Genomic DNA, 12,836 nt, shown 5'->3' with positions numbered 1-12,836 from the left:
AGGTTTAACGATTAAGCAATCAATCATAAATGTGGGTTCTGGCAAGTCGTAGAATTCCTTGCAGGGCGGTCGCCGGCTGCCGGTGTTGCCCTTCCAGCCCTTGCCGACAAAGCGACTTCGGCGAGCGTGCAGGCGAGCTCACTCCGCCGCATCGACGCGGATAAGCCCTTCCTTATTGGCGAGATATTCCTCCAAAGCGAGTGACCAGTCGGCCCAGGACTGACCGTGATCCGTATTCAAAATGGTCCCCAGTTCCGCCATGATGGTCGCCTTGAGGCTGGGTTCGACGTGCTCGCTTCGCGCCAGTTCGAGGAGCAAGGGCAGTCGAACGATGGGCGGGCGCAGAGTGGTCTCTTCGTAAACGATCCCGCTCATCTCCTGCCTGGTTTCTGGCGCTTCAATTTCGTCGATCATGTCGAGCAGTTCCAAAATCTCTGAGTCGGGGAGATCGAAGACGACCTCCTCGAATTCAGCCAATGATGCGGGAAGCGTTTCGCTCTGGCGGGTTGCGGATTGATCACTCGGGGGAGCTGTATGGATGATACGCCGGGGAGGTTCGGCATCGATGGACAAGGCGGAATCGTCAGTTTCCTCCTGCCGGCAATTTGAAAGGACGACGGCACCCAAGAAGAGGCCGCTGAGCCATCGTTTGCGAAACGAAAGGGGGCCACTCCACGAGCTCATGGAGTGGCCAGAAGGGTTGCGGGATGATCGACTCAATCTTCGGTGGGGGGAATGAGGACTCCGCTGATAAGATGAACGGTGCCGTTGTCAGTTTCGATGTCGGCAGCAATGACCCGTTCACCATTCACTTGAACGATACTGAAAGGAATCCTCCAGCCCCAGAACCTGAAGCTTCTGGAGGTGATTTTGACATCCGCGCTTTGAAGGGTCTGAGCTGTGCCGCGGTCAATGAGTTCGGACGCGCTCAGCGATTCCCCGAGGACGTGGTAGAGAAGGATCTGGGTCAGTTGGCCCTCGGGATCCTCAAGCAATGCGTCGACGGTGCCGGCAGGAAGCTTCCTGAAAGCGAAGTTGATCGGCGCGAAAAGCGTCAGATCCGCTTCAGGGTTGTCGAGCGCGCCAGTGAGATTGGCGGCATCAAGCGCTGCGCTGAGGGTGGACAGGTAGGGCTGGGTTCTCACGTAGTGGGCGACGGTAAACGTTCCAGGAGCAATGACGTCCTGCATGATGTGCAGGAAGCCATTTTCGGCGCGCAGGTCGGGCTCGGCAACGAGTGCGTTGTTGATGCGGATCCCGTCGTCCGCGACGGAGACCTTCAATCGTTGACCGGAGAGGCTGCGAAGGATTTGTCCGTCGTAGAGGTTTGAGGCGGGGAACTGACCCGCCACCACGTGGAGCTTCAAAACGTCTGCGAGCGCGCCAGTCGGATCGCTGAGCAGGCCATCCAGGACACCTTCGGGAAGATTGGTGAATGCGTCATTGTTCGGGGCGAAGATGGTGTAGGCAGGCCACTTGTCCGTGCTGTCGAAGGTTTCCGCAAGGCCTGCGAGGCCGACGGCGGTCACGAATGTCGCGAGCTCTTCCCGCGATGAGGCAATGTCCACGAGCGACCGGGGTTCGGCGGGGACGAGGACTTCGCCGACGACGTGAACAATGCCATTACTGGCAATGATGTTGGCGGCGTTGATTGGCTTTCCATCGACGGCGAGTCCGGTCACCGAGTCGGAACTCGGAGAAATGGCAAGCTCGCGCCTCAGGGCGGTCGTGACACTGCCGGCAGAAGACAGCTCGTCGCTGGTCAGGCTACCGAAAGCGATATGGTTTCTCAGGATGCTACGGAGGAGTCGACGGTCGGAACTCACGGCCTCAAGGGTCTCTTCACCCAGGGCCTCGAAGGCGGCATTGGTCGGCGCGAAGACGGTCAGTTCGAGGGCGTCGCTGGCGAAGACGTTGGAGTAGCCGGCCTTCTTGACGAGATCCGTGAGGATCGAGAAATCGGGATTGCCAGCCGCGATATCGAGAATCGAAGGGACCACGTCTGCCGAGGGATCGAGCACGCTTTCGATGCGGTGGATGATTCCGTTGGAGGCCGGGATGTTGGCGCGGGTAATCCGAACTTCGTCGATTTCCACCCGACGGAAGAAACCGCGGAAGAAGCTGGTGACGGAGACATCCACGGAGCTCCCTTCGAGCAAGGTCTCCCGAGGACCATCCTCGAACTTGGAGAAGCGGGTGCTTCCGGGCGATACGTGATAAGTCAGGACCTTCGTGAGAGCTTCCTTGTCGGCAAGGAGCGCATTCAGATCCTCCGGGGCAATCCGGGCGAATGCCGCATTGCTCGGTGCAAAGATGGTGACGTCCTCAGCATTGGCGAGAGCATCGACGAGGCCCGCTTCGGTCACGGCGGTTACCAAGGTCGAAAATTCCGGCTTGGAGGCCAGCTGCTCGACGACGTTCATCGCGGTGACAGCCCCGGTCATCGCGAGGGCGATGGTGGCGGCGATGAATCCCCGGCTTCTTCCTAAAATGGGTGATTTCATGGTTTGTTTGGGTTGTTTCAGGTTTTCGAGACTTTCAGAAATGGTTCGCTTCTGTGATTCAGACCTTCCAAAGATGTACGGATTCAGCACCTCGCAAGATGATTTTCTTCGTCGGCTCCCGCCGCCAATTTCAGCGCTTTTCTGCTGGTGGCAGCTTGATCCGGATCAATGTGCCTCTTTCCCTGCGGGGAAAGACATCTTCAGGATTTCGAGAACCGGAAGCGGATCCTCATGCAAAGGCTTCACTTGCTCGATGCTGAAGGTATGAATCGACCATGCCCTCGCGCGGACGTCACCAGAGCACTTCGAAAGAGTGTCGTGATCTCATTCGGCGGATCGAGGCGATGGACGGCGTGGTGGCTGTGATCATCGGGCGGTCCTATGGAGGAAAGTCCTTGGGTCAGGGCAGCCGGACCGGGGCGATCCGGGTTCAGCGAAAGGTTCCGGGAGGGCTCAAGGCGGTGACCCAATCAGCCAAGGGGATTCAGGAGATCTTCATCCGCACGGAGGCGGACAGGGAGGAGGACATCACGGCCGCGATTCTCAAGCTCGGGTAGGGCTTCAGCGGTGGTCAAAGCTCAGTCCCAGTTCCTTCTCGAGGCGGGCAATCTTCTTCCGCTCCCTCGGGTCGATCAAGGCAAGCGAGAGGCCCGACCTTCCGGCTCTTGCGGTCCTGCCGCTACGGTGGGTGTAGTACTCCGTTTGTTCGGGAAGCTGATGGTGGATGACGAACGACAGGCCTTCGACATCGATCCCTCGGGCGGCGATGTCGGTGGCGATGAGAAACTGGAACCGTCCCTTCTTGAACGACCGCATGACGGTGTCCCGCTCCTTTTGAGTCAGATCACCCTGCAAGACGCCGACGGGGAATTCGCGCTTCGTCAGCTGCTTGCCGAGGGTGATCGCTCCTTCCTTGGTCCGGCAGAAAATCAGTCCGCGCTCCTGCTTGCGTGCCTTGAGGAACTTCGCGATGAAATCGGTCTTGTCGTCGCGGGTGCAGATCGCGAACTGGTGGTCGATGTCACGATTCACCACGTGGGCCTTGTCGATCCTCAGGATGTGAGGGCTTTCGCCCATGCAATCCCTGGCCAGTTCATGGATGGCATTCGGGATGGTGGCGGAAAACAGCCAGGTGCTGCCCCGCTGGCGGGTGAGTCCGAAGATCTGCTTGAGCTCTTTCCGAAATCCCATGCTCAGCATTTCATCCGCCTCATCGAGAATCAGATGTCTGACCGAAGTCAGGGTGAGTGCCTTGCGTTTGATCAGGTCGAGCAGTCGGCCGGGTGTGGCGACGACGATCTGGGTGGGCCGCTGGAGGGACTTCACCTGGCGGTCGATATTGTCTCCCCCGCTCAGCACCTCGACGAAGATCTTCTGCTCGGAGTACTTGGTGAAGCGGAACAGTTGCTTGCCGATTTGCTTCGCCAGCTCACGGGTGGGCGCGATCACGAGGCCTTGGATATCCTCTGACTTGGAATTGATCTTGGTCAGCAGCGGCAAGCCGAAGGCGGCGGTCTTTCCCGTGCCTGTCTGAGCCTGGGCGATGAAGTCGCTGCCATCATTCATCAGGAAGGGGATGGCTTTGACCTGAATCTCCGTTGGCTTGAGGATGCCAAGCTCATTGATTCCCTGAATCAGATCGGCGGGAACTCCGAGTTCTTTGAATGCGTGCAAGATAGTGGTGCTTTCCGGTGAAGGGGACGCCAGGACTCTGGATGCCCCGCTCAGGATTGACGAGCCACGATTCCTTGATGAGCAAATGGATGCGCTCTCCGACGGAGGGAACCCGCCAGGGTCTACGGAGGTGCTGTCTGAAACTCGGTTCGATAGAACAGCCCTCCTCCGGGCGACGCTGCGGGGATGATGTTGAAGCGAACGATGGTTCGGCTGCCGATCGTGGTGGTGAGGCTGCCGGAGTAGTCCACGCCCTCGACCAGAGGCCTCCAATCGATCAGGTTCTGCGATTTCTGGAAGCTTGGCAGCACGTCTTGAGTTCCCGAGCGGTAGCTGAAGCTGACCTGCTGGCCGGAAATGCTTGGGTTGACGCGGGTGTCGTGGGGTGCCCGAGGATCAGCTCCCGCGGCGTAGTCGACGAAGTTGCTCAGTCCATTCCGATTGTCGTCGGCATGGGGATTCAGACCCGCGAAGAAGAAGTTGAAGTCGAGACGGTTTTCTCCTTCGTAGGCGCCGAGATCAATGCGGTCATCGAGAAAGCGGGGCTGGCCCTTGGCGTCCTCCACCGAGCTGTTCATGCTCGAGCCGGGTCCGCCATCGCCGGCGTTGATGGCGGGGGATGTGGCCAGAAGGCGGAGGTCGCCATAGTCATCGGCACCGAAGCTGCCGGGCTCGCGGACGAACTGGGGATCCTCGGAACCGGGATCACCTTCAACGAGGTTGAAACCGCTGTCTGGATCGGGTTCATCGCCGAGGATGCCGGAGTTGTTTCCCCAGAGGATGCAGTTTTTGAGAACGGGCTGGGATCCGGCGTTGTAGATGGCACCTCCGAGCATGTCAGCAGCTACAAGATTGCCGCTGAAGGTGCAGTTGATCAGGTGGGGGTGGGAGGCATTGAGATTGAAGATGGCACTTCCCCCGCCGACTTCGCCGGTCGAGCGGTTCTTTGAGAAGAGGCAGTTGGTAAGCTCGGGCGAGGACCCGGCAAGATTGAGGATCGCTCCGCCATAGCCGAGGGCTTCATTGCCGAGAAAAAGGCAGGCGACGAGCATTGGGCTCGCGCCTTCGTTGAAGATCGCACCGGCATTGGCTTGGGAACTGTTCTCGATGAAGGTGCATTCGATGGCGGATGACTGCGAAAACAGATTGGCGATTCCAGCCCCCTGATTGCGCGCGATGTTGCCCTCGAAGGTGACACGGGTCAGCGCCGAGATGGAACCAGCTTGATTCAGTAGCGCCCCTCCCCGGCCATCGGGAAACACTCCGGAAGCACGATTGTTGGCGAACTCACAGTCGGTCAATTCGAGGTCTTCCGAATTGAGGATCGCGCCGCCCAGCGGGGAGATCCCGTTTTTGAAGGCGACATTTTGAATCGAGACCCTGAGCTTGGTATTGAGCTTGCCGTCGCCGATTTCGAGAAGCCGGAACCTTGGGGCCGCCAGCGAGCGTGCGATGGTGATGCCCGATTGAAATCTCGAGGCATCGATTCGGAGTTCCTTGTCGATGAGGATTTGATCGCTGCTGAGGTTGATGGTTTTTCCGTTGAGATCGGAAGCGAACAAGATCGTGTCACCAGGTGCGGCATTGGTGATTGCCTGTCGCAGGGAGCCGGGGCCGCTGTCGAGCGTGCTCGAAACGATGAGCTCGGCACCTTGGGCTGCAAGTAGTCCGCCAACTACGGCAAGTATGGTAACTGGAAGGTGAACCTGCATGGGGAGGGAAATGAAAACCGAGACCACCGAGTCGGAAACAGCGGCAAGAAAACGGTGGAAGCCGAACGATCAACCAATTTCCTCAGGAGTTTCTCGAGGAGGGCTGCATGGCGGAAAGCGAACAGCGGGATTTGGAATCGGGGTTTCCTTGCGGGTGAGGGTCAGGGCTTGGACGGGGAAAGGCTGGCGTCAGGAGTTACGGTCAACGGTTGCGGGGAGATATCGATGGCCGGTGAGGATGTCGCCGGTTCTGTAGGGAGCTTTCAGTCTCAGAGAGATGAGAGAAGCTGTCTAGAACTGAGTATTTCGTAGGAATTAGATATCCATACATCCGAAGTTCCGATGCGGCAGCGGCATCTTGCTTGCAGGCGAAATTCCATGCCTTCCAGCCTTCCATGGTGGAAGGCTTCATCGGGTCGGGTCCGACCGCTCGAGCGGAGGATTGAAGCTCCGGCCTTGTTCAGGGAGTTCGGCTGGTTTCCACGCCACTGACTGCCACGAAGACATTCGCGACGACTGCGAGAATGAAAAAGACGATCAGGATGCCGGTCAGGACCTTTCCGGCGGTATCGAGCTGCTTGTGGTCGTGATAACCGGCAGGGCAGGCGAACATTCGCCAAGAGATCCAGACGCTGATGATCGGAACCAGTGACCATAGGATCGCCCACCCTGACATGCCGAGATTCTGAACCCGTTTCACGCCGAGGAAGACGGCCGCCACACCAACGATCATCACGACTAGGATGAACAAGCCGGCGATTCCTTCCGAACCACCCGATCCAGAACTCCCGAGAATAACTGCAAAGAGGAGCCCATAAGCGATGACGGAAATTCCCATTTGCCAGAGAAAATAGGCAAGGCGTCCGATTCCAGGGTATTCGAGGGTCTGCGCGGAATCACGCGTGGCGGTGATGGTGCTCGAAGGTGCGGCGTAAGGATTGAGGGCGCCGGTGCTTTGTGGTGCCACCTGGGCGGGGGTGGGAGTTGGCTGAGGGTTGGCGACGGCCGAAGGGGTTTGCAAACCACCTGTTGCGGGCGGAGGCGATCCCATGGAGATCTCCTTGAGTAGACCAGCCTCCGCGAGGCTTTTCCATTCAGCCATTCCTTCCTTCCAGGCGAAGGTCGTATTGGCCTTCACTTCACCGTTTGCAAGCAGGGCGCCTACCTGTGCCGCCGTCATCGGTCCCTCTTGCGAGCCGTCGCGGGCAATAAACCATTCGCTCATCTGGCCTTCTGTTAGGCTGACAGGGTGTGCCGGTCAATTCACAAATCGCCCGTTTTCCGAGCTAAGACCTCGCCGCAATACGGAAACCCGAGAGAGCGCCAGAGATTCTCAGCCAAACCGGGGGGTGCCAAAGAATCCCTGACGCTCTGAGGGGATGGGTTCCCGGGGAGATCGAGTGCAACCATGAAGGGGAGTATCGGACAAATACGGGGTGATACTTCTTGCGCGTAGGTCTCGGATCCATAAAATCGCAGCCATGTCGAAGCTTCGGGACCGACGAGTCGGAGGTTCTCGCCGTCCGATCCACCGGATTCACTTGATTCACGAGGCCGTGAAAGAGGGGGGCTTCCCCAATTGCCGCATTTTGGCCGAGCGCTTGGAGGTCACCGACAAGACCGTTCAGCGTGATATCAACTTCATGCGTGACGATCTGGGCCTGCCCTTGGAATACGATCGGCGGATGCACGGCTATACCTACACCGGTGCGGTGGACGATTGTCCCGCCTTTGGCATCGGGGCGAAGGAACTCGCAGCTTATCTGCTGGCTCGCGAGGCGATCGGTGCGGTGAGTGGGACGGCGCTCGAGCAGGTCGTGAGAGACTTGTTTTTGCAGCTCAATCGCATGGTTGAGTATCAGGCGAACGTCTCCTGCGAGCATATCGACCAATTGGTTTCCCGGCGGGCGAGAGGTCTGGCACGAGCGGATCCGGAGACTTTTGGTCGACTTGCGGAAGCGCTGCTCGGGCAGTTCGAGATCGTCTTCTATTATCACAAGATTGGGGCTGAGCGATCGGAGCCGCGCAGGGTGCGGCCCTACCACCTCGGCGAGGTGGATGGCTGCTGGTATCTCATTGCCCACGATCTGAAACGGGGGGCGCTGCGGACTTTCGCGCTGCCGCGGATTTCGCGAGTCCATCTGGAGGAAACGAAATTCAAGCGTCCGGCGGATTTCGATGGATCGGCCTACCTTGATCGATCCTTCAGTGTGTGGTCGGCACAGGAAGGGGAGTCGCCCCAGTTGGTGCAGGTGCATTTACGCGGATATGCCGCCCGGATGGCGCAGGAGAGGCGCTGGCATCCGACTCAGGAACTGAAGCGCCTCGATACCGCGGGAGAGCTGGTCGAGCTGCGCTTCATGGTCAGTCGCCCCGAAGAACTGCTGCGCTGGGTGCTCAGTTGGGGGAGCAAGGCGAAGGTGATCGGCCCCGAATGTCTGAAGCAGAGAGTCAGCAAGGAGCTGGCCCGGATGCGTGATGAGGAGAACGACGGTTGGGGAAAATAAAACATCCCGACCCGCGGTGGCAGATCGGGATGTCGTAAATCCTGAAGGACGGCTCAGGCGTGAAGATCGAAGCGGTCGAGTTCCATGACTTTGGCCCATGCCGCTACGAAGTCCTGAACGAACTTCTCCTCGCTGTCACCGCAGGCGTAGACTTCTGCGACGGCGCGAAGGACGGAGTTCGAGCCGAAGACGAGGTCGACGCGGGTCGCCGACCATTTCGGCTGGCCGCTTTCGCGATCCATTCCGGCGAAGGCATTGCCACACGGCGACACCTGCTTCCACTCCGTCGCCATGTCGAGGAGGTTGACGAAGAAGTCGTTGCTCAGCACGCCGGGACGATCGGTGAAGACCCCGTAGTCGCCGCCGTCGGCATTGGTTCCAAGGACACGCATTCCTCCGATCAGCACGGTCAGTTCGGCCGGAGTGAGCGTGAGCAGTTGGGCCTTGTCGATCAGCAGCGCCTCGGCGGGCACGGCATACTTGCCTTTGAGGTAGTTGCGGAAACCGTCGGCATAGGGTTCGAGAACCTCGAAGGACTCGGCGTCGGTCTGATCCTCGGTGGCGTCACCGCGACCCGCGTTGAAGGGAACGGTGACCTGGTGTCCGGCGCTCTCAGCGGCCTTTTCGATACCGGCATTTCCGGCGAGGACGATGAGGTCGGCGAGCGACACCTTTTTGCCGTTAGACTGCGCATCATTGAATTCGCTCTGCACCGCTTCGAGCACTTCCAGGACGTGGGCGAGTTGGCCGGGTTGATTGACCTCCCAGTCCTTCTGGGGGGCGAGGCGAACGCGTGCGCCATTGGCACCGCCGCGCTTGTCGGAACCACGGAAGGTGGAGGCCGAAGCCCAGGCGGTCGAGACGAGTTGCGAGACCGTGAGGCCCGAGTCGAGGATCTTGGATTTGAGTGCGGCGGCGTCCTGTTCGTCGATCAGCGGGTGATCGACGTCGGGAATCGGGTCCTGCCAGATCAGCACTTCCTCCGGCACTTCCGGTCCGAGGTAGCGGGCGCGTGGCCCCATGTCGCGGTGGGTGAGCTTGAACCAGGCACGCGCGAAGGCGTCGGCGAATTCATCGGGATTCTCAAGAAAGCGGCGCGAGATCTTTTCGTAGGCCGGATCGGTCCGCAGCGCGATGTCGGTCGTCAGCATCGTCGGCCGATGCTTTCTCGAAGGATCATGCGCGTCGGGAATGGTCTCTTCGGCATCCTTGGCGACCCATTGATTCGCACCTGCCGGACTCTTGGTCAGTTCCCACTCATATTTGAACAGGTTTTCAAAGTAGAGGTTGCTCCACTGGGTAGGCTTCTGGGTCCACGTCACCTCAAGACCGCTGGTGATGGTGTCACCGCCTTTGCCGCTGCCATAGCTGTTTTTCCAGCCGAAGCCCTGCTCTTCAATCGGCGCTGCTTCTGCGTCGGGGCCGACATTGTCCGCAGGTCCCGCACCGTGGGTCTTTCCGAAAGTATGCCCCCCTGCGATCAGCGCGACGGTTTCCTCGTCGTTCATCGCCATGCGGCCGAAGGTATCACGGATGTCGTAGGCGGACTTCAGCGGGTCCGGATTGCCGTCCGGACCTTCGGGGTTCACGTAGATGAGACCCATCTGAACGGCTGCGAGCGGGTTCTCAAGATCACGGCTGTGCGTGCTGCCATCCGCCTCGTCCTCACTGACAAGTACGCCTTCTCCAGTAACTCCCGGGGAACCTGCGGCGTAACGCTCGGTGCCACCCAACCAAGTGGTTTCACGTCCCCAGTAGACGTCTTGATCCGGCTCCCAGGTGTCGGGGCGTCCTCCGCCGAAGCCGAAGGTCTTGAAGCCCATCGATTCGAGCGCGACATTCCCCGCGAGGATCATCAGGTCGGCCCAGGAGATGTTGCGGCCATACTTCTGCTTGATCGGCCACAGCAGTCGGCGCGCCTTGTCGAGGCTGACGTTGTCGGGCCAGCTGTTGAGCGGGGCGAAACGTTGCTGACCGCGTCCGCCACCACCGCGGCCATCGCCCGTGCGGTAGGTGCCGGCGCTGTGCCAGGCCATGCGGATGAAGAGCGGACCGTAGTGACCGAAGTCGGCCGGCCACCAGTCCTGCGAATCGGTCATCAGCTCGGTGAGGTCCGCTTTCACGGCGGCGAGGTCGAGGCTCTTGAAGGCTTCCGCGTAGTCGAAATCACTACCCATCGGGTCGGACTTCGAGGAATGCTGGACGAGGAGATCGACTCTCAAGCGATTGGGCCACCAGTCTTCGTTGGTGGTTCCACCTCCAGCGGTGGCGCTGGAGTGAGCGAAGGGACATTTGGATTCTGACATGTTCGTAGTTAGGTTGTTTGGTATTGGTGAGTGTCGGTTGAATGGAGCAGTTGGCCTACGGAGCGGACGTCGCCGCCTGTTTCTGGCAGTCGGGACAGGTTCCCCAGTAGATCACTTCGGCCTCATCGATGGTGAATCCATGATCCTCGCCAGCCGTGAGGCAGGGAGCCTGGCCGATCGAGCAGTCGACGTCGACCGTCGTCGCGCAGATCCGGCAGATCAGGTGGTGATGGTTGTCGCAGACCCGGTCTTCGTAGCGAGCGGAGGAGCCGGCGGGATGGATGCGGCGGATGAGGTTCTTGTCCGTCAGGACGCCGAGAACGTTGTAGACGGCTTGGCGGGAAATGGTGCCGATCGAGCTCCGGACATGATCGGCGATGTCATCGGCCGTGGCATGGGGAAGCGCCCTGACCGCCCTCAGGACGGCCACCCGCTGCGCGGTTACGGGAACCCCGTGTTCGCGCAGAAGTTCATTCGGATCAGACATCGGGACAGAGCTATCGGCAGAATCTGGACAATGTCAAAAACTTGTTCATGTCAATTTCAGCCGACCCGAGGTGCCCGGGGACAGCCTAGATGCCCCTTCAGAGACTCGCTCTGGGAACTGAATTCGCGCTCGGTCCTAGGCCTTGCGCTTGAGCTTGGGCGAGATCCACGCCTTCAGCCCGGGCTGGGCGTGATCGGGGGCGTGATCCGCGATGACCCGGGGGAGTCTGGAGATCAGCTGGGGAACGAACTTCTTTCCCTGATCCGCGACCCCTAGCACGCCCGCAAGATTTTCAGCCATCTCAAGATTGCGGGGACTCGGTTCGTCGTCGGCGTATTCGGGCTCCACCTCGAAAAAGAAAACAGGTTCTCCAGCGGAGAGGGCTTGGAACGATTTCATGGGTTTTGAACGGGTTAGGATTCACCGGTTAGTTTGACCGCGATGGAGGGCGGAAGACGAGCATTTATTTCAGTCCTGTGGTCGAGGAGTTGAGGGATCCGGCAGTCATTTGAAATAGATTGGAAAATTGAATCCATCTCCTAATTGTCGCGGCCGGATCCTTTGGCGAAGATGCTCCCATGACCGAGAAGGAATCATACTCAGCCAACGGAGAAGCGCTCTATTCGATCTGTCTGCTCGCTGCCTTTGCCGATGGAGAGAAGGGCACCGTGGAGCGTGAGGAGCTGAAGAAAATTGGCGAAGCCCTGCTTCCCGAGGAGCTGCACCCGGCGGCCGTCTATCAGAAGGTGCTGCTAGGAAAGACCGATGCGGCGGCCGAAGCCGCCAAGCTCGAGACCAAGGAGTGGAAGCAGCTTGCCTACGAAATGGCCGTCAAGGTGTGTGAAGCTGACGGGGTGACCGAGCCCTCCGAGAAAGCCTTCTTGAAGGAGCTTGCCGAACAACTCGGAATCCCTGCGAAGGAAGCCGGAGCGATTGTTGCCGACGCCGACGAGATGGGGGCGGCTTCGCTTGAAGAAGTCGATACGGCGCTGCTGCCGCCTCCATTGCCTGCCGGCCCGGCCGTCAAGGATGAGGTGGACTCCCTGATCATGCGCTACTCGATCATCAACGGAGCCCTCGAACTGCTGCCGGAAACGCTTTCCACCATGGCGATCATTCCGCTCCAGATGAAATTGGTGAATTCCGTTGGCAAACACCATGGTGTGTCAATGGACAGGCAGCAGCTTGTCGAATTCCTCGGTGCCGCCGGTATCGGCGCAACCTCCCAGGTTGTCGAAGGCATGGCGCGGAAGATGATTGGCGGATTGACCGGCAAGCTGGGGAAGAAGTTCCTCGGAAAATCCTTCGGTGGCTTGGCGAAGAAGGGAGTCGATCAGCTGACCAGTTCGGCGTTTTCCTTCGCCAGCACCTGGGCCATCGGCCAACTGGCCCAGCGTTACTACGCCAATGGTCGTACTTGGTCCGGGATCAACGCCCGCGAAACCTATCAGGCGCTCCGCCAGCGCGCCGAACCCCTGCATCAGAAATTTCTCCCGGAAATCCAGAGGGAGGCCTCGGTCCTCGATTACAAGAAGGTGCTCTCGATGGTTCGTGGCTGAGGAAGCCGGAGGGTTGGGAGAAGGGTCGGCGTCCAGGCTCCATGCAAAGAATTTGATGCCTGCCTCGGACGGAGGTAGTTTGAATCT

11 protein-coding genes are annotated in these 12,836 nt (G+C 59.5%); 3 read left to right on the top strand and 8 right to left on the bottom strand.

What is annotated here, in order from left to right:
• Positions 1 to 138: 138 nt before the first annotated feature.
• Both WBG04_RS02575 and WBG04_RS02570 read right to left on the bottom strand, forming a co-directional pair.
• A complete protein-coding gene (locus tag WBG04_RS02575) occupies positions 139 to 684 on the bottom strand; it encodes a hypothetical protein (RefSeq protein ID WP_424312788.1) in 546 nt (181 codons plus the stop codon).
• 32 nt (positions 685 to 716) lie between these two features.
• Positions 717 to 2,504: a fasciclin domain-containing protein gene (locus WBG04_RS02570; protein ID WP_424312787.1), complete on the bottom strand. Its 1,788-nt coding sequence runs from the start codon at positions 2,502 to 2,504 to the stop codon at positions 717 to 719.
• A 275-nt stretch (positions 2,505 to 2,779) separates the two neighbouring features.
• Here WBG04_RS02570 and WBG04_RS02565 point away from each other — a divergent pair, with 275 nt between their 5' ends.
• Positions 2,780 to 3,061 carry a DUF2103 domain-containing protein gene (locus tag WBG04_RS02565; RefSeq protein ID WP_424312786.1) on the top strand — a complete coding sequence of 94 codons (282 nt, stop codon included), beginning with the start codon at positions 2,780 to 2,782 and terminating at the stop codon, positions 3,059 to 3,061.
• Between the two features lie 4 nt (positions 3,062 to 3,065).
• Here the strand turns inward: WBG04_RS02565 and WBG04_RS02560 are convergent, their stop codons facing one another.
• From WBG04_RS02560 to WBG04_RS02550, 3 genes are all read right to left on the bottom strand, one after another.
• Positions 3,066 to 4,178, bottom strand: a complete 1,113-nt coding sequence (locus WBG04_RS02560; RefSeq protein WP_424312785.1) for a DEAD/DEAH box helicase — start codon at positions 4,176 to 4,178, stop codon at positions 3,066 to 3,068.
• Between the two features lie 122 nt (positions 4,179 to 4,300).
• On the bottom strand, positions 4,301 to 5,890 hold the full coding sequence (locus WBG04_RS02555; protein WP_424312784.1) for a right-handed parallel beta-helix repeat-containing protein: 1,590 nt from the start codon (positions 5,888 to 5,890) through the stop codon (positions 4,301 to 4,303).
• A gap of 460 nt (positions 5,891 to 6,350) precedes the next feature.
• The gene (locus WBG04_RS02550; RefSeq protein ID WP_424312783.1) at positions 6,351 to 7,115 is read right to left on the bottom strand and encodes a GYF domain-containing protein; all 765 of its coding nucleotides are present in this window, start codon (positions 7,113 to 7,115) and stop codon (positions 6,351 to 6,353) included.
• Between the two features lie 256 nt (positions 7,116 to 7,371).
• Between WBG04_RS02550 and WBG04_RS02545 the strand changes: the two genes are divergently transcribed.
• The gene (locus WBG04_RS02545; RefSeq protein WP_424312782.1) at positions 7,372 to 8,397 is read left to right on the top strand and encodes a helix-turn-helix transcriptional regulator; all 1,026 of its coding nucleotides are present in this window, start codon (positions 7,372 to 7,374) and stop codon (positions 8,395 to 8,397) included.
• A 53-nt stretch (positions 8,398 to 8,450) separates the two neighbouring features.
• On the opposite strand, the gene katG is transcribed toward WBG04_RS02545, so the two are convergent.
• The 3 genes from katG to WBG04_RS02530 all read right to left on the bottom strand — a co-directional run bounded on the left by katG (position 8,451) and on the right by WBG04_RS02530 (position 11,589).
• A complete protein-coding gene (katG, locus tag WBG04_RS02540; RefSeq protein ID WP_424312781.1) occupies positions 8,451 to 10,703 on the bottom strand; it encodes a catalase/peroxidase HPI in 2,253 nt (750 codons plus the stop codon).
• A 55-nt stretch (positions 10,704 to 10,758) separates the two neighbouring features.
• Positions 10,759 to 11,190, bottom strand: a complete 432-nt coding sequence (locus WBG04_RS02535) for a Fur family transcriptional regulator (RefSeq protein ID WP_424312780.1) — start codon at positions 11,188 to 11,190, stop codon at positions 10,759 to 10,761.
• Positions 11,191 to 11,325: 135 nt separating this feature from the next.
• The gene (locus WBG04_RS02530) at positions 11,326 to 11,589 is read right to left on the bottom strand and encodes a hypothetical protein (RefSeq protein WP_424312779.1); all 264 of its coding nucleotides are present in this window, start codon (positions 11,587 to 11,589) and stop codon (positions 11,326 to 11,328) included.
• Between the two features lie 179 nt (positions 11,590 to 11,768).
• Between WBG04_RS02530 and WBG04_RS02525 the strand changes: the two genes are divergently transcribed.
• The gene (locus WBG04_RS02525) at positions 11,769 to 12,749 is read left to right on the top strand and encodes a TerB family tellurite resistance protein (protein WP_424312778.1); all 981 of its coding nucleotides are present in this window, start codon (positions 11,769 to 11,771) and stop codon (positions 12,747 to 12,749) included.
• Positions 12,750 to 12,836 lie beyond the last annotated feature (87 nt).

Source organism: Haloferula sp. (genome assembly GCF_049672945.1).
Taxonomy (GTDB): Bacteria; Verrucomicrobiota; Verrucomicrobiia; order Verrucomicrobiales; family Akkermansiaceae; genus Haloferula.
Note: the sequence above shows the minus strand (reverse complement) of the source record. Positions and strands in the feature narration are given on the sequence as shown.

What these genes read in the sequence shown, in the direction of transcription:
- WBG04_RS02555 (WP_424312784.1), bottom strand. Translation starts at nt 5,890, where the DNA reads ATGCAGGTTCACCTTCCAGTTACCATACTTGCCGTAGTTGGCGGACTA.
- WBG04_RS02535 (WP_424312780.1), bottom strand. Translation starts at nt 11,190, where the DNA reads ATGTCTGATCCGAATGAACTTCTGCGCGAACACGGGGTTCCCGTAACC.
- WBG04_RS02570 (WP_424312787.1), bottom strand. Translation starts at nt 2,504, where the DNA reads ATGAAATCACCCATTTTAGGAAGAAGCCGGGGATTCATCGCCGCCACC.
- WBG04_RS02575 (WP_424312788.1), bottom strand. Translation starts at nt 684, where the DNA reads ATGAGCTCGTGGAGTGGCCCCCTTTCGTTTCGCAAACGATGGCTCAGC.
- WBG04_RS02530 (WP_424312779.1), bottom strand. Translation starts at nt 11,589, where the DNA reads ATGAAATCGTTCCAAGCCCTCTCCGCTGGAGAACCTGTTTTCTTTTTC.
- WBG04_RS02565 (WP_424312786.1), top strand. Translation starts at nt 2,780, where the DNA reads ATGCCCTCGCGCGGACGTCACCAGAGCACTTCGAAAGAGTGTCGTGAT.
- WBG04_RS02525 (WP_424312778.1), top strand. Translation starts at nt 11,769, where the DNA reads ATGACCGAGAAGGAATCATACTCAGCCAACGGAGAAGCGCTCTATTCG.
- WBG04_RS02545 (WP_424312782.1), top strand. Translation starts at nt 7,372, where the DNA reads ATGTCGAAGCTTCGGGACCGACGAGTCGGAGGTTCTCGCCGTCCGATC.
- katG (WP_424312781.1), bottom strand. Translation starts at nt 10,703, where the DNA reads ATGTCAGAATCCAAATGTCCCTTCGCTCACTCCAGCGCCACCGCTGGA.
- WBG04_RS02550 (WP_424312783.1), bottom strand. Translation starts at nt 7,115, where the DNA reads ATGAGCGAATGGTTTATTGCCCGCGACGGCTCGCAAGAGGGACCGATG.